Below are 24,075 nucleotides of genomic sequence, written 5' to 3'. Positions count from 1 at the left end.
TTGTTGCTCATACGCTGCAAAGTCATACAATGCCGAATTGAGAGAATAATCGCCAAACTAGATCTCTGCGGCTGGATGTTCCCGTTTTCGCAAAAATAGATTTGATATGATCCTGCACCGTATAGGCTGAAATATGTAAGGAGAGCGCAAGTTCCTTGGTGGACATGCCTCGGACGATCGCATTAAGTATTTGTTTCTCCCGCTCGCTCAGTTCATAGGCTTCAGACATCAGCCGCAGCGTGTCCGCTGGCCCAGTTGGCTCGAATGATACGGCGAGTCTGGGGCTCCTATCGGTATTATTCAATGCGTGCAGCTTACTCACGCGAATGGTCAAATACGGATAGCCGGGGAGATGGACACAGCACTTTGCCGCTGACGTAGCTGCTGGTAAATCGGACAAGGCTCGGAAGCAGGCTGTTCGCACAGGTCTAGGAAGCACATCGTCGTCAATCCATTCCCATGCACGCAGCCGAGACAACCAGTGGTCTGCAGCTTCGTTCGTGGATAATACGCCAAGTCTCTCATCCAGAATGATGATACCAGGTTCCATCTCTGGCTCGACTTTACCCTCAGTTGGTATTACAAAGTTAGATTTGCGCAAACGCATAGCAATTGCTGGCGCGAGAGAAGCAAGAAAAGCACGCTCATTTTCTGTAAATAACGGGTGCTCGAATCGGCGAAACAATGTTAAGTACCCCGAACAAGTTCCTTTATACATCAATGCTGCTCTCAATTCGTCACTGAAGCCAGCAGGAGACAGCACATTGCTGTACCGCGCGCTTCTCGTCAGGATTCCTTCCGTTGCGTGGCTTAATGCTGCAACCGGAACGTCAGCCTTCACTAATTGATGATAAGGAATGTAGTCGGAACGGACATAATCATACTCGAACAAGCTGTTGTGGATGAGCTCTACTGCTTCATCTGTTACAGAACCCGTACACAGCAGTGTATCGGGATCTACGGTAGTGCAGCATGCGGCATCGAAGGGGACAACCTTCTGCAGCAGTTTCAAGAGTTTTTTCCGATACGTACGAGAACAGCCTATGCCCTCGGATAACTTCAACAGCTCGATTTTGTTGGACTCCATGTTCATGTGCAAATTTGGCCTCCTCAAGCCTCAAGTTTAACAGGTTGCATGAATAAATCCCAGATTTCTGGGATGAGAGGTTCGATTGATACTCTTTATAATTGATAATGATTATCATTATAGTAGGAAAACTGGAAGTTGGGAAGAGGATGCGGGGGGCTTTTGGTTGTTTTCAATGGATGAAATGATCGAATAACGGACAATTAATATCCGGCAAGGAAAACACAATAATGAGGACCACATGGTTGGTCAAATAAAGGAGATGGATGAGATGAATCGCATGAACGAACGTCAGCCGCTTGATTGGGAGAATCCGGCCGTATACCAATATGAGCAGACGATACCGCTGAAAATTCCAGGTTATGCAAGCTTGTACGAGATTACGAATCGCTTGCTGAGTGCACAAGGAAAAGTTGGAGAGAGCAGCGATATTCTGATTGTTGGCGCTGGCGGCGGTCAGGAGTGCGTAACGCTCGGCGCGGAACATGAGGACAGGACGTTTACGGGAATTGATCTTTCCGAACGTATGCTGGAGATTGCAGCACGTCGGGTAGAGGCAGCTGGATTAAAACAGAGAGTGACGCTCATTCAGGGCACGATCGAGAACCTGCCGCCCGGCCGCCTTTACGATGCAGCAACTTGCATGCTTGTGCTGCATTTCATACAAGGACTATCTGCTAAGTTACAGCTGCTGCGCGGGATTGCAGAGCGGCTGAAACCGGGAGCGCCGTTGTTCCTTTCCTCGATTAACGGGGAGCCTGGCACGACTGCTTTTGACCTTCAAATGCGAACTTGGGTGAGGCATATGCAGGACAACGGCGTATCCCGGGAGGAGACTGCAAAGTTTGCGGAATCTATTGGTACTACGTACGATCCGATCCCTGCGATACAGGTTCAAGAACTGTTGAAAGGGGCGGGCTTCGAGCAGGTTTCTTCTTATTTTGGCGTTTATCTGATTGATGCTTGGGTGTCAATCCAGGCCAAGCAATCATTATCCATGTGATGGTTCTTATACCACGCAACCGTCGTCTTAATCCATCATCCACATCACTGCACAAAAAGATTTGGACGATCATCGCTGCCACGATGCTCAGCCAAGTAGGCCAACAGATGAAGCTTTTCGTTATGGACATGATAGCGTAAATAGCTTCCCGGTTCCTTTGTGTAACCAAGCAGTTCGCGCTCCGTTAACTTCATGCCGACACGGGAGAAGTTTTCATCCAAATAATCTGGATAATAGGTTCGCTCATGAGCTTGCGGAAACAGATGACAAATTCGCGAAAGTGAAGCGGCGGGCGGCTGATAATACAAATAGTGCCCAAGCACACGGGCGCCCGGCTTGAGATAAGTCAGCATCGGGAGAAGCGGGAAGGTTCGATTGTGTAACGAAAAGTCGTTGAACGAAAAGCTGTCGACGATCAAATCAACGGTAACGGGGGCTAGCGGAAGCTGCCAATCACTGCTCTCGATATAAAGCGCCTGCAAATCGGTATGGTTCTGTGAAAGCTTCTCTTTAAGCCTGATAAGCAGTTCGCTCGACGTACCGCAAAAGATGTACATCGTCTCCGGTGGGAGAGATGAGATGTATCTAGGTAGAACCGTGTACACATCAGCGTTGGCTTCCACAATCAGCTGGTGCTTGGCAGGTTCGCTTCTAAGCCGGTCGGCCAACCATTGGTTGCCCTTTTCCGTCAGGTTGATAAAAGCAGATGAAAGCAATTGAAAACGCTCGTGCTCATAGCCATAGGTATATGCGGAACGAGCGTTTTCTTTATCCGAGGTAAGCAGAATGCCGTCCTTGATTTCCGCCCGATAAGAGCAGGAGCAGTATAATTGTGCGCTAAGCATATATTTTCCCTGAAGGCAGGCGTTTCGCATAAGCAGTGGAATGCGGCAGGAGGGGCAGTAAAGCAGGGGCAAAAAGGAGTAAGGCACTCCGGTCTCTGCTTCCGTCCTAGGCTCGTCCTGTAAAGTGATTAATTTATTTTCAAGCCGATGAAGAGCGTTTTCCAGTTGCTCTTTATCCTTCATCAGCCGCTTTTTCTTTTCGTTCATCATACGTAGATAATGCCAGCGGATGTCTTCGAAGACGGTAAAATCAGAGATCCGCTTCCTCAAAAGCATTTGGCGGATTTCCTGAAGTGTAAAATGAAACTGCTTCATTTCACTGATAAAGGCCATATCCTCAACGCATGAAGGAGTAAATTCATATTGGGCGCTTGCCTTTTTATCCGGAAGCAGCAGCTCGATTTCAATGTAGTAGCGTACCGTATCTACGGACACGTCAAAACTCTTGGCGAATGCCCCAATCTTCATGTAAGCACCTCCCATATTTTCCTTAATCTAATAATAAACTAAAATTGCGGGGGCACTCCAGATTTTTTTGGAAAATGAGATTTATTGCAGGCTTGATCTCAAGTACGCTCCATCTCTTAAGATAAGCGCATAACGAAGAAAGAGGTGAGATGCAATGAAGTTATCCGAATATGCTAGTTATGATGGTCTGGGTCTTGCCGAGCTGGTCAAGCGCTGCGAAGTTACGCCACAGGAACTGACGGCATTAGCTTGCGAAGCTATCCGGCTGCTGAATCCGCAACTAAATGTGATGGCCGTATCGATGCAGGAGCTGGCAGAAAAAGAAAGCACGTCTGCTTTGCCGAATGGCCCGTTTACTGGAATTCCGTTCTTGGTCAAGGATTCAACTTTGCATGCGGCTGGAGTGCCTCTAAATAGCGGGAGCCGACTAGGGGAAGGAATGATCTATCCGTACGACTCCGAGATGATGAGGCGGTTCCGACAGGCAGGTCTGGTGACACTCGGATCCACCACAGCGCCCGAATTTGGCTTCAATGTAACAACGGAAGCGGTTCTGTATGGGCCGACGAGAAACCCTTGGAATCCGGATAGGAGTCCAGGCGGCTCAAGCGGCGGCTCTGCTGCGGCGGTCGCGGCAGGTATTGTGCCAATTGCGCATGCCAATGACGGTGGCGGCTCTATCCGCATTCCTGCGTCTTGCAGCGGTCTGGTCGGCTTGAAGCCGACGCGTGGACGAACACCCAACGGTCCTGACAACGGAGAAGTGCTGAGCGGACTCGGTATACAATTTGCCGTGACCAAGACGGTGCGCGATGCGGCTGCACTGCTGGATGCGGTTGCAGGGCCAGACCCGGGGGCTTATGCTTGGGCCGAGCGGCCGAGCCGTCCCTTCTCAGCAGAACTTGCTGAGGAGCCGGGGAGACTGCGGATAGCCTGGATGGGCAAGCCGTTATCGGGCACCCCCGTTGATGCGGAATGCTTGCGGGTCTTGCATGAGACCGTCGGCTTATGTGAGGAACTCGGGCATGAATTAGTGGAGGTATTGCCAGAAGTGGATTATGAAGCATTGTTCGTGGCGACGATGCACATATGGGCGGCCAACACGTATCATGGAATTGAGCGGCTTGCGAAGGCCTTGAATCGTAAGCCCTCGGAACATAATCTGGAAGCAACGATACTGAAAGCTTACCAATACGGCGCTACCTTAACCGCCCATGATCTGCTTAATGCCCTCGATATCAGTGCGCAAGCGTCTCGATCCGTCGGTCGTTTCTTTGAACAGTACGACGTGCTCCTTTCCCCAACGATTGCGTCTTTGCCGTTTCCGTTAGGCGAACTGAATGCCAATAATTCGGATATCGATCTAAGAAGCTGGACAGAACAAGTATTCACCCGCGCTCCGTTCACTAGTCTCTTTAATACGACAGGCCAGCCTGCTGTATCACTTCCGCTTGGTTGGAGCGCGGACGGTCTGCCGATCGGGATGCAATTTGCTGGGCGATTCGCCGACGAAGCTACACTGCTGCGGCTCTCCGCCCAATTGGAAGCCGCCCGGCCATGGAATCATAAGCGTCCCCTCATTCATGCAGCTAGCAGCCAATAAGCCATTCATTTTCTGATCAGACGAACAGAAACCCAGGTCGACTTAAAAAGATGACCTGGGTTTTTGGAGATCCTATTATCTTTACGACAATGATCGAAAAAACTCACATTCATTATGGTTTTTTTTGGTTGCGACAGGTTTGATTCACATCCTGCTTTTGCTACAATGACGATAAAGTTGCTGGTTTCTAGCGATAGCATGTAGTTTTATTACGTTCCTTATTGATAGGTATGGAAAATCACATAAAGGAGAGCATATGCGGAATAAAGCAGATGTGGATAGATTAGCAGAAGTGTATGCAAATGATTCCTATGAAATCGAGAATGTATACCGTTTAGTAATTCAGCCCAAAAGCATACATCGTGAATTCATCACGGAGAAGCATGGTTTTCTCTTTATTATCCGTGGAACTGTAAGAATCAATATAAATGGGACGATATACGATTTGCATTCAGGCTCCGTGTTTCATGCGGCTCCAAACATGCGGATGGAAGCGCAAGTGACAAGTAAATCCGAATTGGAGTATTATTCCGTGTTCTATCGACTGAACAAGGGAAGTACCGACAGCCTCAATCATGCGTGTAATCTACATTTCGAACTTGAGCTTGATGTGATCCCTGAGGTCTTCGAATTGCTGACTATTCTGCATCAGAGCGTACAAATGTTGGATGGAATCGGCAAGCTCCGCGTAAAGGTAATATTTTTGCGAATGATGCATCAAGTGCTTATGGGGTATAAAAATCGTAAATATAGCAGTTCTCCGAATGAAGAAGTGATAGAGGCGGCTATCTTATACATCAAAAGAAATTATATGAATCCGCTGACACTGGGCGAATTAGCAGTCATACATGCCATGAATGCCAAACGCTTCTCTTATTACTTCCATAAATATACGGGATATCGTCCCATCGACTATGCCATTCATTATCGAATGGAGAGAGCTTGTGAGCTGCTTACAATCGGAAGTTTTTCTGTCAGTGATATAGCGGCTAGTGTCGGTTACGCAAATCCGCTTTATTTCAGCAGGGCATTTAAAAAGAAGTTCGGTGTGTCTCCTTCCGCATACGTTAGTATGCGAAATCGTCATGGCGATAAAGAAGAGCCTTGAATTACATGAAATAACCCATCGATTTTGATAATTGTGCATGTCGTATTTACTATTTATGTATTTGCTCGAAGAGGAGTCCTTGCTACACTATTTAATGAGAATGATTATCGTTATTACTTATTTGGGTATGAACAATATTCATTCTTGATGAAGGTGCATCCGATAGGCGAGCCCTAAGAGGATGACTACATGACTATAGGTAGGAAGGATGGTAGCAGCACGTGATAGCAAATCGGCAATTATGCATTGGATTATCATTATCGGCAACCTGGATGAAGGGGCATGGATGGCGGCATCCTGATAGCGGCGTGGAGAAGATGGATTCGATTGATTATTATATTGACTTGGCCAAGCTGGCGGAGAAGGCTAAGCTCGATTTTCTATTCAGAGCAGATTATTTATACATAAGTCCGCAAATGCTCGGTGATTCCGCTAATTTCGGAAGTCCTGATCCGACGGTCATGTTTGCGGCGATTGCTCGCGAGACGGAACGGATCGGACTGGTTACGACGGTGTCCACTACCTTCAATCCACCGTATGTTGTAGCTAGGCAGTTGCAGTCTCTGCATTGGCTAAGTAACGGACGTGCTGGATGGAACATAGTAACTTCAATAGAAGGAGCAGACAATTTCGGTGATTCCCCAATGCCATCTCCTGAGATCAGGTATGCAAGAGCGAGGGAATTTACGGATGTAGTACGCGAGCTGTGGGCAAGCTTCCCCCGTGAGGCGATTCTTGTAGATCGAGAGTCGGGAACATTTTCAGACCCCAATCAAGTAACTCCGATTCATCATTCCGGAGAGTTCTTTCAAGTGAAGGGCCCCCTTACGATGCCAGCTCATGCGGCGGGAACCATTCCATTATTTCAAGCAGGTGCTTCTGATATTGGACGAGAATTTGCTTCTTCTCTCGCGGATGCTATTTTTGCGGCGATGCCGGATATGGAGTCCGGTGTGGAGCTGCGTAAAGATCTGAGAAGAAGAGCGGAGGAACATGGACGTAATCCGAATGGGATCAAAATTCTACCAGGATTGTATTTCTTCCTAGCAGATACCCGTGAGGAGGCACAGTTATTATTCGAAGCTGCGAATGCGCACTTAAGTACAGAACGTAGACATGCAGCGCTCAAATCTGTGCTGGGTGTTGATCTGAGCAGTTATGAATTGAATGATCGCGTGACCGTAAATATGCTTCCTGATCCGAATCAACCGGTGCGCAGCCGAACACATGCCGAACTGCTCCGTAGATACATAATGAATAATCAGCCTACGGTAGCAGAGGTGTTGGCAAGGCCTGAGGTCGTTGGATCCGCGCATTGGGTTTCCGTTGGAACGGTTGAAGACGTGCTGGAGGATATTATGCAGCGGTTCGATGCAGGTGCGATCGATGGATTTATCGCACTTCCGGGTGGCTCAGAGAGGTCGCTGGAGATATTTTTCGAAGAGCTGATGCCACAGCTAGTTGAGCGAGGTGTATTCAGAAGCGAATATACGGGATCGACATTGAAGGAGCATTTACAAATCTAAGATCCAATCGTTATAGCGAACATGCTTCTAATTGATAAAGGAATCGGAAGTAGACCAATACAGTGACAATGCTGGGGGAAGAAAATGAAACGGTGGGGAATATGCTTAATTGCACTGCTAGTCATTGCGGCAGGAGCTCTGGTCGGATGTTCGGAAAAGACACCTGATGGGAACAAGTCTTTCACAAATGCTGCGAGCGGACAACAAATTGGACAGCCAAGTGTAAAACAAAAGGGTAAAGCGGGTACTTCCGATAATGGTGTGTGGCCGAGAACGATAACGCATTCTGCGGGACATGAGATCATATTGAAAGAACGTCCCAAGCGGATAGCGGTGCTTCATCCCTTGTATTTGGATTATTTTTTCGCGTTGGACACGCCTCCGATTGCCTCGGGCAATGCAGTGAGCGCGATGAAGGAATTCGCAACGTTGCAGCCTTACGTCGGAACTGCTGAAATTGCAGATTTGGGTACGGGAAGGGACTTAAACTTGGAAGCGGTTATTGCTTCGAATCCAGATGTAATTGTTACCTTCAAAGGTCATATCGATGCGAATTACGAGGAGCTAAGCAAGATCGCTCCTGTCATCCAAATTGATTACCAAGATACGTGGGAGCAGGCAACGATGATATGCGCCCAAATTATCGGTAAAGATGCATTAGCTGAGCAGCTAATTAAGGACACCAAGGAACTGATTCAAGAAACGAAGGAAAAGCTGGGAGATCTCACGCAGAAAAGCTACGCCCTGCTAAGAGTGGACGGCAAATCCAATTTTACAGCTCAGGGAACGAAAAATACAATGTACTATAACGAGGCTGCAGGTTTCGGACTGATGAAGCCGAATGGATATCCGGAAGACGGAAGTGTGCTGTCTTTGGAGGCTTTATCGGAAATGAACCCGGATTACCTCATCATTCAGCATAATATGGATCAAGCGAAGGCAGCAGTTAAGGAGAAGTCAGATTTGGCGGTATGGAAATCATTGAAGGCTGTGAAGGAGAATCATGTGCTATACTTCGATAATTCTCTGAATTCAGGCAGCGTTCTGGCTATCCGCCTAGCTGCGGAGAACTTTATGAAACTGGCGGGGCAAACGACTCAAACTCATCAATAATAAGCATCCGTAACAATCGGCCACCTCAATCGATACTATGGTTTAGGAGGGGATGCGATTGCAGGATCCATTTTTTAATACAGCCACGATCCATACGATTCGCAACGGAGTCGAAGTACATGAGTTGTGGCTGCTTATTAACGCACGCTACGATGAGACCGCCAAGCGATTCAAGCGGATCAATGTCGACAATTTTAGCTTCGGTTGGCAAATGCAGGCTTGCGGCACGTATCCAGGTGAAGAGAACATCGGAGATTTAGACAATCAGGGAATGAATTTATGGAAGGCTAACGGGAAAAAGGCATACAGTGTAGGGGATCCTGGACGTGACCAAACCGGTGAAGATATCGGGGCTCTGCAACCGGATGGAAGCTGGCGTGAGTTCGGAATCATGCTGGGATGGAATAATCTGTTTATGTGTGACTCATATGGAGGAGTGACGATCGGAGGATCAGGCATTGAAATTGACGGCTCAGGCATATCTCCGCTCAGTAGGCTTTCACTGGGTAAATTCAGCGGTGGAAGCTTAGTCCCGCAGCGTCCTATTCAAGACTATGTGTTTGCCTATAACGGAATGTGCTGGAATGTTCAACATGGACTGTGGAACAAAGATATTGGGGAACAGAGCGGCCTCTTCTATGGCTTGACAGCACCAATCAACTACAATGATAAGGCTGATGGCTCGTTCAACCCGGATTCCAACAAGGCGGACATGGACAAAGCGGAAGTGGTCGTCATGAAATTGCCAGGAGGGAAATCTGCTCAGATCGAAAATTGGGAGTATCTTGTGCAAATAACGAGCAGCGGGAACGCGAAAGTCCACGGATATGATGTCCCGCTAACTCAAGCCATTACCGTTAATTTAAATCAAAATCATGCAGCTGACGTATTTTATCCGAATTCAACCTGGAACAAGAGGAATGCGTATATCTTGGGTGTTAAGGGAATGAAGGCTGATGGAACGACAAAATCGGTTCAAAGCTATGATGCTTCCTACTATGATTATGGCATATATCTCAGTATGCCTGCCGGATATGCCCAAGCGGAGGTTCTATTGTCGAGAATTGGAATGTCGTCGGAATGATGTAATACAAAAGAGCCGCTTGGCTTAATGGCCAGCGGCTCGTCATTTTCTATAGATGCTATTTACATTTTAAAAACCCATTTATATTCTGAAGGATTCCATTCGATCTTTCCATCCTTGTTCAATTTTCCAAATTCCATAGCAACTGTTTTGTTGACTGCTTTCATCCCGTTGTCAAAGGAAAAAGTGAAACGCTTGCCGAATGTTTCTTCAATGCTTTGAACTGCATCAGCCAAGTTTACGACGATATCTCTTTTAATCTTGTTGTACAACCACAGTGCAACGTGTTGTTCGTTCATTTTACTTGCTCCCTTCATAATTCCTATATTTACGGCTGACAGTTTTGGGCTTCTCCGTCCTAAAGTCTGATCCCGTATCTTTATATTACTACAAGATCCTACCCAATCCTGCTATGTAAATGTGAAAATCTTTTGTCATTTAACGCTTATATGCTTAAGTGCATAGTTGCTTTACTGTGATAAACTGAAAATAGAGCACAGTTGAGTAGTATCTATCTTAAATAATCATATCCTTTTCCCATTATCTTATGCTAAGGTAAGCGATTTGCGACTGCGCTTGAGAACTTATATACAATTTTTTAACTTGTATGTGAAAGAATTTCGATTATGATAAAGGAGTAAGGGGCGTAAATGATCTAACTTTTGAAAAAAAGGTATTGACATGGTGGAGGAGTGAGTGTATAATAAATATTTAATAACGCAACACACTCCCTCAACCGTCATTTCACCGTCCATTTCGCCAACCACCTGTCTGTCCATTGGTTCGTTACTCACTATTGCTTTGTCCCTTTTTTAAGCTTGGAATTGTAATTGGTAGTGAAGTTTGCTTTATTTTTATTGGCTATTTTAGTTGTGAAATGTTTTTGAGGATTGATCATCCTATGCTGGGATGATGTTTGAACATGTTGTGAAATGTTTAATCATGTTAAAGAAAGAGAATTTTAAGAAACCTGACTCATTGAAAATAGAGCTAGGAGGTTTTTTCTTAAGAAGTTGGAGGAATACAAATGAATACAATACTAGTAAACAATTGGTTGAATCACATGGGTGACTACCGTGCAAGCCGTGCATTGAATGAGCGTAGATTGACTTATCGCATGTCTTATGTACAAGATATGAAGATGAACATGGTGAGTGCGCGTCGTGAACAAGACAAGTTGCGTCATGCCATTACACGTGCGAAGGAACAAGAAATGATCTTCCATGCTGCGTGCTCGAAACTTGATGCTGTACATCGCGATGCATTGAATACGCGTTACATGCACAATCAACGAGGCATTGAACCTGGTGTCATTTCCGAAGCGATTGATGCTCTTACTGCGGCATTGCAGTTGATGGAGAAGTACGGAGCGATTCAGTATCGTATTGTTGAAGGCTATGTGATTATGAATTTTGTACAACAGCGCACAGCGTAAGTGTATAGGATGCGATCAGGATTTTATAAACTGTCATCTCACGGACAGTTCTCGTCCACTTTAGCATCTCATATTGCATCTCATTTTAAACGATTGGGTGAGCATATGTTTTTGGAAAGTATGGAACGTTAACAGCCTCTTAAGGATAAAACTTAAGAGGTTTATTTATTTCCACTTGCTTTAATCAATTAACTTATAAAAGCAACCCCCGAAGCTCTTCTCCTTATGCCTAAAGAAGCCCAAAGTATAGCCTAATTGTAATATGACGCTGGAATGCGCCCCCTTGCTTGAACAGATGAAGAGAGCGCTTCTTCCAGTTAGAACATGGATTGATACAACATAACTGCATCACAGATGCGTGATGCAATGAGCGTCTGAGTTCGTGATTCAGTCAGCAGCTTGCGATCCCGATCATTGCTAATAAACCCGGCCTCAACAATCACTGCTGGCTGCTCCACCCGCTTGAGCAAATAATAAGTAGGGCCGAGCTCTGGCTGCTTATGCGATGCAAAGATTGGATTCAATGATTGTTGAATAAACCAAGCGAGCATTCGGCTTCGCCCTTCTTTCTGATGCAGCACAATCGGGCCGCGTGCAGCTTTGTTTTTGTTCCAATTGACATGAATGCTGATGAATATGGATACGGGGAGTTCTTGACTTAGCTGCCGACGCTGTGCAAGATCCTTGCGATGTCTAGAGCGGGTGGCCGACCATCGGTTATCATCGCTAAGCGCATAATCACCGGTTCGGTTGACAATGACCGGAATGCCCCTCGACTTCAGCATAAGATACAACTTCTGAGCGATAGCTAAATTAATGTCCTTCTCCAAGATATTGCCGTGAGTTGTTCCCCCGTCAATTCCCCCATGTCCTGCATCAATTAAGACCAGCTTAGAAAAGGGAAGACTCGGAAGGGATCCAATTGGTTCTGTATTGGGTGGGACAGATGCTGCAAAAGGTTCAGGGATTGCGTCCACGGCTAATTCCTGATATACGGCAGTCTCATATGTGGCGGCAGCACGTCCGGCCTGTCCTATCCCAATATTAGCGGTACACCCGATGACAATAGCTATAATGCCAGCGACCATTCGGCGCAATCGCGATGCACATGACGGTTGATGTAGCATAAAGCAATCCCTTCTTTCTGTCACATGGTCAACATAATCATTCCATCTTTATCGTGTACAGCGAAGCACAACCTCATTCCTGCCAATTTGGGTTGGTGCGCCGTAGATCTGGGTATCCTAAGAATGACGGGGCGAGGCAGCCAAGAGATAACGACGAGAGGATTGAGAACCGTTATGGCTAAAGCAGGAAAAGGAGAAGACTTGATTAAATACATTACACAACGCGTTGTCACCTATATGGATACGCCGGTTGAAGCGCGTCGGGAGCGTCAAATGGAGCGGAAAAATCGTGCAAAGGAATCGTGGCAAACGAAGTGGTTCGGAATGGTGCCATTCGGAGTCAAAATGTGGGCTGGCCAATGGGGGAGTGCAAGCAAGCCTCTACTCAAGCGGGCCAGAGAACTAAATGTGCTCCGACTATTGCGCAAACAAGTCAAAACAGCCTCAAATTCTCCATCATCAGGATCTGGGACGCCTTCTCAACCTTAGGCAAAAAAAAGGGGCACGCCTTTGAAGGTCGTGCCTCTTTGCAAGGATCAAGCTATGAACATATTTTTTACGACTGTGGAATAAATGCCCCCGCTTGCAATGCATCTGAGGAGGGCAGCCAGCGCATGGATTTCATGTCAGGAGAAGCGACAATTACATACACATTGTCTCTTGTCTTTGCCAAATCGCTTGAATTGCTCTGACCATCTCTATTTCCTCCTCCAAGCATCCATCTCTGAATCCCGATATACGAAAAAGGTTGATTAACAGCCCCGCCACTTATGCGCTGTACATAAACCCAATTTTGATCACGATAAGTAAGAGGAAGCTCCTTGGAGCTATTCATAGATAGCTTAGTCATCCACTTCACATTCTCATAGGGATCGAATGGTTCAATCAAACTGCTTGATGAGGCAACCTCGCTGTAGCTCTGCGAGGAGGCGACGGCATGATAGGATAGCAATTGTGTCGGAAGCAATCGTTCCTTGCTGTCCATGCGATTAGATCGATTCTCTGAGGGCTGGCTCAGCAATGTAGGGCCATTATTTGCATCTCGTTTTGTTGGCGCTGGTGCATACTGCTTCGGCAACGGGAGCCACTCTCCACTTTGCGCATCAAGCCAATCAACGTTCCCGTTGTGCCATTCCACTCGCCATACGGTAAGCAGCGGGGCTAGCTGGTACGGGTAAATACTCGTTACCCGTACTTCCTTATTACGTTCCTCAACAAGCTGCTGCTGTCGATATAACAATGCATCCTGTAAGGTCGACTCATCAAAGGGTTGCTGTTCGCCAAGCCCATATTCCGACAGTCGTATTTGACCATCGGCATCTGCCTGTAGAATCATATATCCAATTTGCTTTTGCTTGTCCATGACGCGGATGAACCACCCATGCATGCCTGGCCCAAGAGGGAAGCGTTCTGTATCTGCATGCTCCCATTGCTGGAATGGGGCTTTCTTGGCGAGCTGCTGCTGATAGTGGATAATTGCTTCATCAATCTGTTTGTTCTCTCCACCCCCTGGAAGCAGGGTCAAAGATGCGGGGGCGGGCTGGAAGGTTTGATAGGTAGACGAAGCAGAAGTAGACGTCAAGATGAGCGAATGTTCACTAAATAAGGATTGTTGAAGGGAGAGCGGAGCATAAGCCTCGCCTACAATGTTCTCATTGGTTCTGCCCGATAGTGTCTTGGCTTCGCTTGATGCAAACAGAATGCCGACAGTAACACTGCCAGCTACAAGGGAAGTCAGTGCAGCGGATGCGGCGATATAAGCCAATTTCGTCCACCAAGGTTCATTATTCATGCGAATCACCTCTAATTTCCGTTGTTACAGGCTGCCTGTATCGGTTGCTGTTAGTAGATATCCTTAATTGTAAAGGACAAGCTCTAAAAATGGTGTCGTTCCATTGTTCAGGTGCTTGTCCTTTACACGTTCTATTTTTGCCGCAATGTGGCGTTTCTGCACTGTTCATGATTGATAGGCTTAGGTCAATGTCGAAGGAAGATGAATCAAACCTGCATTGAGAATATTGACCGCAATCCGAGGCTCGAACTGCCACCGAATCTCTTGGCACCTCATGTCATATTGCTGCTGGATCTGTTCTTGTTTCGAAGGGGAATTTGTATTCCCTTGTTCGGGATCAGTGTCGGAACCATTCCCGCCATGCTTGTCCTTGTTGAATGGCGTACTCGCAGCCTGCTCGGCATCGGTGCTGAATTGCTGAAGCTGAGGTTCGTAATAAGACTTCAATCTCGCAAGCTCTTCTTCCAATCGTTCTGACGCCTCCACAGCCCATGTATCGTCATAGGTAGAGATGAGATCGATTAAATGTCTTTCTACAGCCTCGCGGGCTTGTTGAATAGACAACGACCAAGACGCAACATGCACATTGGAAGGAAGCTTAGGGGACAAGGGCATGGACAGCAGCTGTTCCATGAAGTCAGTCCGAATGCGTCCCGTTACAAGAGATATTCCGAACGAATGAATTTCCTCTCTCTTCAGATCGCAAGAAAATTCGACGTTAAGATTTAAGAGAAGCCATGGCTCATATGCAGTAGAACGCTTACTACCTCGTGTGGAGCTGCTTGCAGCAGTACTGCCGGCATTGGCTGGTTCAGCGAACAATTGAATGAAGCGACCCTCTTCATGAACCGCTTGCATGATGCTCGACAACCGCCGGCTGCCGAAGGTAACATCCTCGCGTGGAATTCGTCCTAAGCCTCCACCGCCGCCTGTAAAGGCGGGTGCTACGCCGAAGTAGCGACCGAGGATGGAGTCACCGGGGGCTGTACCGGCAAGGGTAGAGCCCGGAGGCGGAGCAATAGCTGCACCAGTTGGCGGAGCTGTGGCGTTACCCGCAGGCGGCAGGACTGGCGGGGCAGAAGGTCCACGATGGGGTTCAGGCGGCATCGCAGAAGGATCGAATACGAAGGTGAATCGCATCGTCTCGGGCTCTGCCCCTGTGCGATCAACAAAACCCCAGTAGTAGGGACGGTTCGTAAGCTTACGGTCGGCTCGTTCTGACAGCTTCACGGTTACACTGGCAGGTGAGGTCTCCATGATATGACAATCGGTGGCCTCCAAATAATCGAGCACAAATCGTCGTACTTGCTCCGTATTCATTCCTTCCTACCTCCTATTCCTGTCATCATCCTTCAATCTCGGCACTCACGTTATGCAGGAGATTACTTATCGCTGCACTCTTCTCGTCGTCTTCCATATCTATTTCTTCACGTATCGCATTTAACGAATTGCCTAAACGCTCCACCTCGGTGCGAATCAGATCTTCCGAATCGGATTCCAGAAGAATGCGGGAGAGGCTCTTCTCGAGAGAATCCTGCTTCTCGAACCGTTCTAGGATCATGTCGAGACTGCCGATGACCATCTCGAACATGTTGATTTTCTCATGAAGCAGGTTCAATATATATTCTTCAATCGTTCCTTGCGTTGATAGGTTGTAGATCTTCACATCATTGTTCTGACCAAGCCGATGTACCCTACCAATCCGCTGCTCTACGCGCATCGGGTTCCATGGCAAATCAAAATTAATCATATGATGGCAGAACTGCAGATTGATACCTTCGCCTCCGGCTTCTGTTGCAATCATGACCTGTGCCCGTCCGCGGAAAAGATCCATCATCCAATCCTTCTTGCCGCGGTTCATCCCTCCACTGTATGGAACTGCGACTAGACCGGCATTGCGGAAATACTGCAGCAAGTACTCCTGGGTAGCTCTGTATTCGGTAAACACGATAACTTTTTCATTAATCTCGCGAATAATGTTCATCGCCGTTTCGGCTTTGGTATTCGCATTAATGCCTTTAATGAGATCGACAAGATCCCAGATATAATTGCGAATAGGGGAGTCCTCGGCAAGCTTCTTCGACAAATTCACGAGTGTTAAGAAGACGGCATCCCGACTGGAGCATACTTCCCGCTGCAGCGTAATGAGGGAGAACATGCTGCCGATATCCCCGCTGCTTGTTCGATATTGCTCCTTTACAAATCGGGTGACGCCATCATAGAGCGCCTGTTCTTCTGGTGAAAGGGTGAGCGGAACATTCTTAACGATACGCTTCGTAAAATGAACATTGCCTTCACCCCTGCGATTGCGCACCATGACCTTCGACAGCTCGCTCTGGAGCATGCCCTCATTCTTCGGCATCCGCTTGTCTGCAACGAAGTTCGTGCTGAACTCCCCTTGTCCGCCCAGCTGACCTGGCTTCAGCAGATTGATCAAGTTATACAACTCGTTCATATCATTCTGAACGGGTGTAGCAGTTAGCAGAAGACAGTATTTCTTGCGCAAATGCTGAATGAATTGATAGTTCGTTGTTTTTCGATTTTTCAGTTTATGGGCTTCGTCAACGATTAACATATCGTATTCCTGCTCCATGAGAATTTCCTTGTGCGGATCGCGCTTAGCTGTATCCATGGAAGCGACTACGATGTCATTCGCCCATTGATATCCCTTCTTTTGGGCGATTGCGGGGATGCCGAACTTATGGTTCAACTCACGAACCCATTGCAGCACAAGAGAGGCGGGTACTAAGATGAGCACTCGCTTCACAAGTCCCCGAATCATATATTCCTTCAAAACAAGACCGGCTTCGATTGTCTTCCCGAGACCTACTTCATCGGCTAATATTGCTCTGCCTCGCATATCATGCAGCACTTTGCGGGCTGTCTCCAACTGATGCGGCAGTGGATCGACGTTTGTAATATGAGTTAAGCATTGAAGCTCGTCAAATGCATGAATTCGCTTTGCCTGCTGAGCTTCGTATGCAAGCCGGAATAAGGTCCAATCATCCCAAGGGCTGTTTTTGTCAATGCGAGCAAGAAGCTCGTCCGTCCATCCGTTCTCGATTGTAAGGGGGATGCGACCTATTGCAGCTGTGCTAGTACGGGAGGATGAGGAGGGGTTATCTCCATTATTGCCCACAGCTCCCATAGATGCATCGATTCCGGGGTAAGCTAGTGTTGTAGAAGCGTTACTCGGTGTACGAGACTCTTCGTTCGACGGCTGATACGTACGCATGTTGTCTCCCTCCCTAATCGATTCGTTATTCTTCATTACCGTGTAGTATGGACGTAATCTTCTTATTTCATAACTGTTCATACGATACGATGGAAAGAGTTTGGAATGAGGGATTTATCACAGTGGTTTTGTATATGTTGATGTAAAATACTTTTTGGACACTAGATATAGTGTTGAGTACATACCATGTAAGCAGGTCTAACGCACGTGGTTGTCGGTAATGATTTGATGAATTGAAGAAGCCAGGAGGTCGTTCTCTTTGAATATGCCACAGAAGAAACGCTTGGAAGGACTAAGTGAGAAGATATTTCTAGATCGATATGCAAAAAAGGATGCAGATACGAACAATACCCGAGTGGGGGACTTTGTGCTTGTATTAACCAAGGATGATCCTAAATTTCCGACGAAGGAGGTTGGAGAGGTTACTGCACGTAATGGCCGGAACTTATCTGTTGCACTCCGAAGCGGGGCGACCATCCAGACGTCTATTGAGCATGTGACCCTGACCGTGGAGAAAACACCGGAGGAAATGTGGGATCGATTGGCATCTGCAATTGCCTCCGTTGAGACTACGGAGAAGCAAGCGGAATGGACGGACAAATTCAGATATATTCTCGATGATTGGAAGCTTGTCCCGGGTGGACGAATCGCAGCAGGAGCAGGAGCAAGCGAGGAGCTAACCTTGTTCAATTGCTATGTCATTCCGTCTCCGAAGGATAGTCGAGGCGGGATTATGCAGACGCTCTCGGAAATGACAGAGATTATGGCTCGGGGTGGCGGCGTTGGCATCAATCTATCCTCGCTTCGTCCAAGACGGGCTATTGTGCGTGGTGTTAATGGCTCATCCAGTGGAGCGGTTTCATGGGGAGGCTTATTCAGCTATACGACAGGACTTATCGAGCAGGGCGGCAGCCGGCGTGGTGCCTTAATGTTAATGATGTATGATTGGCATCCGGACATTTTGGATTTTATTACGGTGAAGCAGACTGCAGGTCAAGTGACGAATGCGAACTTATCTGTCTGTGTTAGCAATGGATTTATGAAAGCTGTGAAGGAGGACTTGGACTGGGAGCTTGTATTCCCAGATACGAGTGATCCGGACTATGATGAGCAGTGGGATGGAGATTTGGAGAAGTGGAAGAAGGCAGGCAAGTCCGTCATTCCTTATCAGACAGTTAAGGCCCGCGACATTTGGCATACGATTATAGAGTCGGCGTGGAAGTCGGCGGAACCGGGTGTTGTCTTCATGGAGCATTATAATCAGATGTCGAACAGCTGGTATTTCAACCCGATTATCTGCACGAATCCTTGTGGAGAACAGGGACTTCCGGCGTGGGGTGTCTGCAATTTATCTGCGCTCAACCTGTCCAAGTTTTATGATGCTGAGAAGCGGGATGTTGCTTGGGAGGAGCTATCGAAGGTAACGCGTTATGCGGTGCGCTTCCTCGATAACGTCATAGATAAGACTCCGTATCATTTTGAGGAGAATAAAAACAATCAACAGAAGGAGCGGCGTGTCGGGCTTGGCTCGATGGGATTGGCAGAATTGATGATCAAGCTTGGAATCCGATATGGAAGTCCTTACTCGCTCGAATTCCTTGACCGGCTGTTCGGCTTTATTGCCCGCGAGGCCTACTTGGCTTCTGCGGATATTGCTGCGGAGAAAGGGGCTTTCCCTGCCTTCCAAGCAGAGCCTTACTTGTCAAGCGGCTTCATGAAGCAAATGTGCGGTGTATATCCTGAGGTCAAAGAAGCAATTCAAGCGAAGGGGATGCGTAATGTAACGGTCATTACGCAAGCGCCGACGGGCAGCACGGGTACCATGGTTGGCACTTCCACCGGGATCGAGCCGTACTTCGCCTTCAAATATTACCGCCAGAGCCGTCTCGGCTACGACGAGCAGTTCGTGCCGATTGCGCAGCAATGGAAGGATGCGCATCCGAACGACCAGCTGCCGGATTACTTTGTAACAGCGATGGATCTGTCAGCAGAGGATCATATACGTGCGCAAGCAGCGATTCAGCGCTGGGTGGACAGCTCGATTTCCAAAACGGCGAACTGTCCGAATGACTTTACTGTCGAGCAGACGAAGGAATTGTATGAACTGGCGTTCGACCTCGGATGTAAAGGTGTAACCATATATCGGGATGGAAGTCGAGACGTGCAAGTGCTGTCGACGGAGAAAGAGTCGAAGCAGGAAGAGAGCAACCATTCAGAATCGGGGCAAGCTGATTCCCATTCGAACTCGCAGGGAAAGCAGCCTGAGCAGGATGATTTCCGTGGGGACAATCAGGAGAAGCAGCAATCCGTGCAGAATCATTTTAGTACGGACGGTCAGGAGAAGCCGCAATCAACACAAGGAGGGGTTCTGCATTGCGAGTCTTCCTCTGTCTCGGAAGATCAGCAGAAGAAGAAGAAGAATGGGGATGGAAATGAGCAGCAGCTTCGTCGTCAGGATACCGGCTCGTCTGGTGCATCATCTAGTATCTCTTCAGATCGTGAAGAGAAGGATAGAGTGCGAGCGCAGGAAAGTAATGACGGTCAGGAATCTACACATGGCAATGCTTCTCCATCTGCTGAGGTAACTGCAACCAAGGGGGAAGAATCTGAATCAGTAAGCTCAAATAATGTGTACAAGCGCCGTCCACAAGTATTGCGCGGAGCAACGTATAAGATTAATACGCCGTTCGGGATGGCGTACATTACGATTAATGATTTGAATGACATTCCTGCAGAAATCTTCTTAAACGTTGGCAAGGCTGGATCCGATGTATTTGCGATGGCAGAAGCGCTAGGCCGCGTATGTTCACTGTTCCTGCGCTATGGCGATCATGGCAACAAAGTAGAGCTGTTAATCAAGCATTTGAAGGGAATCGGTGGTTCAGGTTCCGTTGGCTTCGGGGCTAATCGGGTGGAGTCGATTGCAGATGCAGTCGCAAAAGCGCTGGAGACACATATGCAGGAGCAGGCATGTGATCAAGAGCGTCAGCGAAATAATGAAGGGAGAAACGGTCAGCAGAACCATCAAAATGACAGCGGTCAGTCGCACAACAATAACCAACAATCGAGTGAAAATGGCCATCAGTCAAACAGCAACAATCAGACTGCCGATGGCAATCATCAACAGGTTAATTCTGTACGACAGGAATCGATCGAGCAGGCACCAATCGCAGCTGCGATTGAAGATTCATCATCTGCTCAGAAAAATACATCTCCTCAGATGAAGAACGGGATGTCGAGAGACTTATGTCCTTCTTGTGGCTCAGCGTCGCTCATTAATATGGAAGGTTGCAAGACGTGTGCGAACTGTGGTTACAGCCGTTGTTCATAAAGAGCATGTGTTTGGAGATTTGAGAGAAATGAGTGCGGTAGATCATTTGTATGTAACGTTCATTGTAATAGTCGGGGCAATACATCGGTTACCGTGTCAACGTGGCGGCATGGATAACAATTCGGTGGCGCTGCTTGAATATATGAAGAGAGGCGCGCAGATCAAATCGCCGATTAATGGTTACAAAGTATAGGGCAAATGGAAAACCCCCGTGAAGCTGCTATGGCAGCGCCCCGGGGGTTTGTGTTTTGGTTTGGCGCAGCATGACGCCAACTATTTAACCCCTGACAGCCTGTAGTATGGCTGCAGCTGGTCCCTGGTTGTTTTCTAGTTGCATAAAATGAACGGGAGATTACAGTTGAACTTCAGTTCATTTTATATAGGTTAACAGAATAATGACACTTCTAAAACAACAAAAGCCCTACCTCTCTTTTGTCCTTGCGGCTCCGATGACCGCGCCAGTGTGAATCAGAATTTCGTCTTTACATAAACTCATACTTCGTTTGGGTTATTCAAAATAGGAATTTAAAACCTCGTGGTCACGAAGGGTTATTCTTCTAGCGAGGAACGTAAAAGGGGTTAAATTGAACTTACAATATCATATTATATCACAGATGTAACTGTCTGACAAGAGCTCTATTGGGTTCTACTTTAGGCTGCACGGGCGGAGCCGGAAATAACAAAACTGATTCAAACACAACTGCAACAATGGATTGCTAGTTTGCCCTGCCTCATCAAGGCTTACCTTCCTATTTCATGCTGCGAAGGAGAGCGCATAGTATTATGATTAATAGGCCTAAATGGTATCCTGATGAGAGTATTTTCAGTTATTAGTTAGATATTGGCTAGAGCCAATTATATGACGATCAATGTGTTGCTGGCAAAGTTTGAAGTGAAGAGAGTGGATTGGTTAAAAAATTGTTATTCATATGAGCAGTTGACTAATCTTGCAGCGCATTTAAAAATACAAAAAAAATTACCTGGCGGTGCTTCAATTTCAAAATAATATACTGGAAATACGAATTCTTACTTATTAAAAAATCGAATGAAATATTTAGGAACCGCCGAATACCGAGCGGTATGTATGTCAGAAAAAGTTATTATTTAACAATTTGGATATTGCAAAGAAAAATTTGGCATGTTACTATTGCGCTAACACTTACGATAGGAGTTGAAGAGGGTAATGTAAAATTTCTTGCTTACGTTTAAAGAATAAAACAAGCTCTATTTGTTCTGTTTTATTCTTTATTGGCAAGAAAGTTACCTTATTCTTTTCACTCAAAATATATCCTTATCTGACTTTGCGTAGGGTTGGGTTTGCTTTATTTTTTGAGCTGTAAGAAAGGTCAACTTTCTTGCGGCTCTTTTTATTTGAGTATTTTGCATTAATCTGAGCCCTTGATACGGAAGGATTTTCAGTCATAAAAAAGGGATTTCACCCCAACTTGGCGAAGTTTTTCGGTGATTGAACCAAAAATACCCAAGAATGGAGGAAAAAACCTCGTATATCCAAGAAAGTCTATTTTCTTTTGAAGATCTGCAAAAAATGCATACAAATGATTGGTTGCTTATCATTTTTAGCGTTTTGGATCTTCGTCCTTACGTGAAAGAGCTGAGAAGCAGTTCACCCCGAGGGGCTGACGGTCACTCTATTGTTATAAATAATAAGAAAGATGGGGAAGGAGATGTATTCACCAGTACCGCTTTCGAAAAGTGAAAAATATTAGCAACTACTATTTAGTAGATGAGAACTTTAAGGAAAACGAGAGCTTAAGAAGACTAGTATCGCTTAAACAATAAAACATACGAAATCATGATCGATACCACATAAGGATACTCCTCTGTATTTAATAAAACCTCAAACAATTTCTTTCTTACAACCAGAACCGTTACAATTCTCATTAAAACAGACAGACATAGAATTATTCATTTCATTAGCAAGAATAAGGTGAATTTGCAGGAAGTTGAAAGCCACTTTGTTACATTTACCCCACAGCAGAAAGCATGACCAATACCGGCATTCCAAGGATTCCAAAGAGAAGGAAGGGTATTTATGTCAATGAGCAAAGCCAATCTGCAACTGCAACAAAATGAGAAAGTTTATTACGAGCTTACAGAAGCTCAGCGTCGAATTTGGTACATGGAGCTTTTGAATCCGCACACGACAGTTGCCACGCTTAATAGTTTGCTTACTATCAAGGGCTCGATACAAGAGGATAAAATCGTAGAGGTGCTGCAAAGCCTTGCTCTCCGTCATGACGCTCTGCGTATGCGATTGCAGCAGAGAGAAGGTGAGGAGCCACTAAGCTATATTGTTCCTTTTACACCAATTGACATCGATATTGTGAATTTATGCGATAGAGAACCAGAGGCATGGGAAGAAGAAGTCGAGTTTTTGTCATGCCAACCGTTTCCACTTTTTGACTCCCCTTTATATAAATTTACGCTGTTTCGGACTGGTGAATCGGAAGCCAGGCTGTTCTTGAGCATTCATCATATTATTGCCGACGGCTATTCGCTCAACTTGTTGGGTAATGAATTCGTTGAGGGCTATCATGCTTTGCTTTGCAATAGAGAGCTTCCTCAAGAAGCGGCGCCTGCTTGCACGGCTCTGCTCCGTAACGAGGAGGAATATCTACAATCTTCCCGGTTTCAGAAAGATAAGGCATTTTGGGAGGGTGAGTTCTGTACGCTTCCTTCCATCACACGGCTTGGCACTTCCGAAAACGCTGTCCAGACGGCCGGAAGCTCGGCAACTTATGCCCATTATGAAATTCCGGTATCTGAATGCAACGACATCCGTACGTTCTGCGAATCACAGCATGTTTCCCCATTTAACTTATTCGTATCTGCCCTTTGCCTGTATATGTCGCGGATTTGCGGAGAAGAAGAAGTTGTGCTTGGAACGATGTACGCCAACCGGACATCTCGAGAACAGAAGTTGATGGTTGCGATGCTCGTCAGCACGACGCCTTTTCGTATGCGCATTGACGCTTCCTGGTCGTTCGCGGAATTTGTTAAACAAGTAAAGAACAAGCAGAGCGAACTGATTCGGCATCAAAAGTACCCGTTTAACCGGATTGTCCCGGACCTTCGCAACCGTTTCGGATTTACGGAGGCATTGCTGCCCGTGTTCTTCAATTATCACCCGATGGAGTGGGGAACGCTGCCTGACGATACGCCTTTCCAATACGAGACGCTGCCTCTGGGAAATGGGCACCAGGATAACGAATTGACGGTTCACATCCGCGAACATGTAGGAACCGGAGAAATGGCCATTCAAATCGATTATTTGACTGATTTGTTTGCGCGACAAGA

Annotated in this window: 19 protein-coding genes (1 of these 19 only partly in view); 12 read left to right on the top strand and 7 right to left on the bottom strand. The window is 46.7% G+C overall.

What is annotated here, in order from left to right:
* Positions 1-22 precede the first annotated feature (22 nt).
* Complete coding sequence (locus tag M3661_RS31035) at positions 23-1,093, bottom strand: LuxR C-terminal-related transcriptional regulator (protein WP_311279577.1); 1,071 nt, start codon at positions 1,091-1,093, stop codon at positions 23-25.
* 265 nt (positions 1,094-1,358) lie between these two features.
* Here M3661_RS31035 and M3661_RS14895 point away from each other — a divergent pair, with 265 nt between their 5' ends.
* Positions 1,359-2,090, top strand: coding sequence for a class I SAM-dependent methyltransferase (locus tag M3661_RS14895; protein WP_251486380.1), 732 nt, complete (start codon positions 1,359-1,361; stop codon positions 2,088-2,090).
* Between the two features lie 44 nt (positions 2,091-2,134).
* Here the strand turns inward: M3661_RS14895 and M3661_RS14890 are convergent, their stop codons facing one another.
* Positions 2,135-3,403: a MerR family transcriptional regulator gene (locus tag M3661_RS14890; protein WP_251486377.1), complete on the bottom strand. Its 1,269-nt coding sequence runs from the start codon at positions 3,401-3,403 to the stop codon at positions 2,135-2,137.
* Positions 3,404-3,557: 154 nt separating this feature from the next.
* On the opposite strand from M3661_RS14890, the gene M3661_RS14885 reads away from it, so the two are divergent.
* From M3661_RS14885 to M3661_RS14865, 5 genes are all read left to right on the top strand, one after another.
* A complete protein-coding gene (locus M3661_RS14885) occupies positions 3,558-5,006 on the top strand; it encodes an amidase (RefSeq protein ID WP_251486374.1) in 1,449 nt (482 codons plus the stop codon).
* Between the two features lie 256 nt (positions 5,007-5,262).
* Positions 5,263-6,114, top strand: coding sequence for a helix-turn-helix domain-containing protein (locus tag M3661_RS14880; RefSeq protein ID WP_251486371.1), 852 nt, complete (start codon positions 5,263-5,265; stop codon positions 6,112-6,114).
* A 221-nt stretch (positions 6,115-6,335) separates the two neighbouring features.
* Entirely contained in the window at positions 6,336-7,640 is a 1,305-nt protein-coding gene (locus M3661_RS14875) for an NtaA/DmoA family FMN-dependent monooxygenase (protein ID WP_251486368.1), read from the top strand.
* Positions 7,641-7,724: 84 nt separating this feature from the next.
* A complete protein-coding gene (locus tag M3661_RS14870; protein ID WP_251486365.1) occupies positions 7,725-8,753 on the top strand; it encodes an ABC transporter substrate-binding protein in 1,029 nt (342 codons plus the stop codon).
* Between the two features lie 58 nt (positions 8,754-8,811).
* Positions 8,812-9,837 (top strand): hypothetical protein, encoded by a 1,026-nt coding sequence (locus M3661_RS14865; protein WP_251486362.1) that lies wholly within the window; start codon positions 8,812-8,814, stop codon positions 9,835-9,837.
* A gap of 62 nt (positions 9,838-9,899) precedes the next feature.
* On the opposite strand, the gene M3661_RS14860 is transcribed toward M3661_RS14865, so the two are convergent.
* On the bottom strand, positions 9,900-10,136 hold the full coding sequence (locus M3661_RS14860; RefSeq protein ID WP_251486359.1) for a DUF6953 family protein: 237 nt from the start codon (positions 10,134-10,136) through the stop codon (positions 9,900-9,902).
* Between the two features lie 728 nt (positions 10,137-10,864).
* On the opposite strand from M3661_RS14860, the gene M3661_RS14855 reads away from it, so the two are divergent.
* Positions 10,865-11,272 (top strand): DNA-directed RNA polymerase, encoded by a 408-nt coding sequence (locus tag M3661_RS14855; protein WP_251486356.1) that lies wholly within the window; start codon positions 10,865-10,867, stop codon positions 11,270-11,272.
* Positions 11,273-11,589: 317 nt separating this feature from the next.
* On the opposite strand, the gene M3661_RS14850 is transcribed toward M3661_RS14855, so the two are convergent.
* Positions 11,590-12,399, bottom strand: a complete 810-nt coding sequence (locus M3661_RS14850; RefSeq protein WP_083189559.1) for an N-acetylmuramoyl-L-alanine amidase family protein — start codon at positions 12,397-12,399, stop codon at positions 11,590-11,592.
* 174 nt (positions 12,400-12,573) lie between these two features.
* Here M3661_RS14850 and M3661_RS14845 point away from each other — a divergent pair, with 174 nt between their 5' ends.
* The gene (locus M3661_RS14845; RefSeq protein WP_021253182.1) at positions 12,574-12,888 is read left to right on the top strand and encodes a YqzE family protein; all 315 of its coding nucleotides are present in this window, start codon (positions 12,574-12,576) and stop codon (positions 12,886-12,888) included.
* A gap of 67 nt (positions 12,889-12,955) precedes the next feature.
* Here M3661_RS14845 and M3661_RS14840 read toward each other — a convergent pair whose 3' ends face one another.
* The 3 genes from M3661_RS14840 to M3661_RS14830 form a co-directional block, all read right to left on the bottom strand.
* Positions 12,956-14,191, bottom strand: coding sequence for a hypothetical protein (locus M3661_RS14840; RefSeq protein ID WP_251486353.1), 1,236 nt, complete (start codon positions 14,189-14,191; stop codon positions 12,956-12,958).
* A 180-nt stretch (positions 14,192-14,371) separates the two neighbouring features.
* Positions 14,372-15,511 (bottom strand): YqhG family protein, encoded by a 1,140-nt coding sequence (locus M3661_RS14835; RefSeq protein WP_065293768.1) that lies wholly within the window; start codon positions 15,509-15,511, stop codon positions 14,372-14,374.
* Between the two features lie 25 nt (positions 15,512-15,536).
* A complete protein-coding gene (locus tag M3661_RS14830; RefSeq protein ID WP_397376525.1) occupies positions 15,537-17,339 on the bottom strand; it encodes a DEAD/DEAH box helicase in 1,803 nt (600 codons plus the stop codon).
* A gap of 352 nt (positions 17,340-17,691) precedes the next feature.
* Between M3661_RS14830 and M3661_RS14825 the strand changes: the two genes are divergently transcribed.
* The 4 genes from M3661_RS14825 to M3661_RS14810 all read left to right on the top strand — a co-directional run.
* Positions 17,692-20,757, top strand: coding sequence for an adenosylcobalamin-dependent ribonucleoside-diphosphate reductase (locus tag M3661_RS14825; RefSeq protein ID WP_397376524.1), 3,066 nt, complete (start codon positions 17,692-17,694; stop codon positions 20,755-20,757).
* A 28-nt stretch (positions 20,758-20,785) separates the two neighbouring features.
* Positions 20,786-20,950: a hypothetical protein gene (locus M3661_RS14820; RefSeq protein ID WP_251486345.1), complete on the top strand. Its 165-nt coding sequence runs from the start codon at positions 20,786-20,788 to the stop codon at positions 20,948-20,950.
* Positions 20,951-21,616: 666 nt separating this feature from the next.
* Positions 21,617-21,763, top strand: a complete 147-nt coding sequence (locus M3661_RS14815; protein ID WP_251486343.1) for a hypothetical protein — start codon at positions 21,617-21,619, stop codon at positions 21,761-21,763.
* 1,047 nt (positions 21,764-22,810) lie between these two features.
* Positions 22,811-24,075, top strand: the 5' portion of a protein-coding gene (locus tag M3661_RS14810) for a non-ribosomal peptide synthetase (protein ID WP_251486340.1). 40,561 nt of this gene lie beyond the right edge of the window; only the first 1,265 of its 41,826 coding nucleotides appear in the window; it begins with the start codon at positions 22,811-22,813; the stop codon falls past the right edge of the window.

The organism is Paenibacillus sp. MER 180 (assembly GCF_023713665.1).
Taxonomy (GTDB): domain Bacteria; phylum Bacillota; class Bacilli; order Paenibacillales; family Paenibacillaceae; genus Paenibacillus_B; species Paenibacillus_B suaedae.
The sequence above is the reverse complement of the archived record's forward strand: the minus strand, read 5'-3'. Positions and strand labels throughout refer to the sequence as shown.

Bases quoted from the DNA above. Each gene is read 5' to 3' on its own strand.
- M3661_RS14870 (WP_251486365.1), top strand. From the start codon at position 7,725: ATGAAACGGTGGGGAATATGCTTAATTGCACTGCTAGTCATTGCGGCA.
- M3661_RS14825 (WP_397376524.1), top strand. From the start codon at position 17,692: ATGCCACAGAAGAAACGCTTGGAAGGACTAAGTGAGAAGATATTTCTA.
- M3661_RS31035 (WP_311279577.1), bottom strand. From the start codon at position 1,093: ATGAACATGGAGTCCAACAAAATCGAGCTGTTGAAGTTATCCGAGGGC.
- M3661_RS14845 (WP_021253182.1), top strand. From the start codon at position 12,574: ATGGCTAAAGCAGGAAAAGGAGAAGACTTGATTAAATACATTACACAA.
- M3661_RS14840 (WP_251486353.1), bottom strand. From the start codon at position 14,191: ATGAATAATGAACCTTGGTGGACGAAATTGGCTTATATCGCCGCATCC.
- M3661_RS14820 (WP_251486345.1), top strand. From the start codon at position 20,786: ATGAGTGCGGTAGATCATTTGTATGTAACGTTCATTGTAATAGTCGGG.
- M3661_RS14830 (WP_397376525.1), bottom strand. From the start codon at position 17,339: ATGGGAGCTGTGGGCAATAATGGAGATAACCCCTCCTCATCCTCCCGT.
- M3661_RS14885 (WP_251486374.1), top strand. From the start codon at position 3,558: ATGAAGTTATCCGAATATGCTAGTTATGATGGTCTGGGTCTTGCCGAG.
- M3661_RS14860 (WP_251486359.1), bottom strand. From the start codon at position 10,136: ATGAACGAACAACACGTTGCACTGTGGTTGTACAACAAGATTAAAAGA.
- M3661_RS14855 (WP_251486356.1), top strand. From the start codon at position 10,865: ATGAATACAATACTAGTAAACAATTGGTTGAATCACATGGGTGACTAC.
- M3661_RS14815 (WP_251486343.1), top strand. From the start codon at position 21,617: ATGACGATCAATGTGTTGCTGGCAAAGTTTGAAGTGAAGAGAGTGGAT.
- M3661_RS14895 (WP_251486380.1), top strand. From the start codon at position 1,359: ATGAATCGCATGAACGAACGTCAGCCGCTTGATTGGGAGAATCCGGCC.
- M3661_RS14850 (WP_083189559.1), bottom strand. From the start codon at position 12,399: ATGCTACATCAACCGTCATGTGCATCGCGATTGCGCCGAATGGTCGCT.
- M3661_RS14890 (WP_251486377.1), bottom strand. From the start codon at position 3,403: ATGAAGATTGGGGCATTCGCCAAGAGTTTTGACGTGTCCGTAGATACG.
- M3661_RS14835 (WP_065293768.1), bottom strand. From the start codon at position 15,511: ATGAATACGGAGCAAGTACGACGATTTGTGCTCGATTATTTGGAGGCC.
- M3661_RS14880 (WP_251486371.1), top strand. From the start codon at position 5,263: ATGCGGAATAAAGCAGATGTGGATAGATTAGCAGAAGTGTATGCAAAT.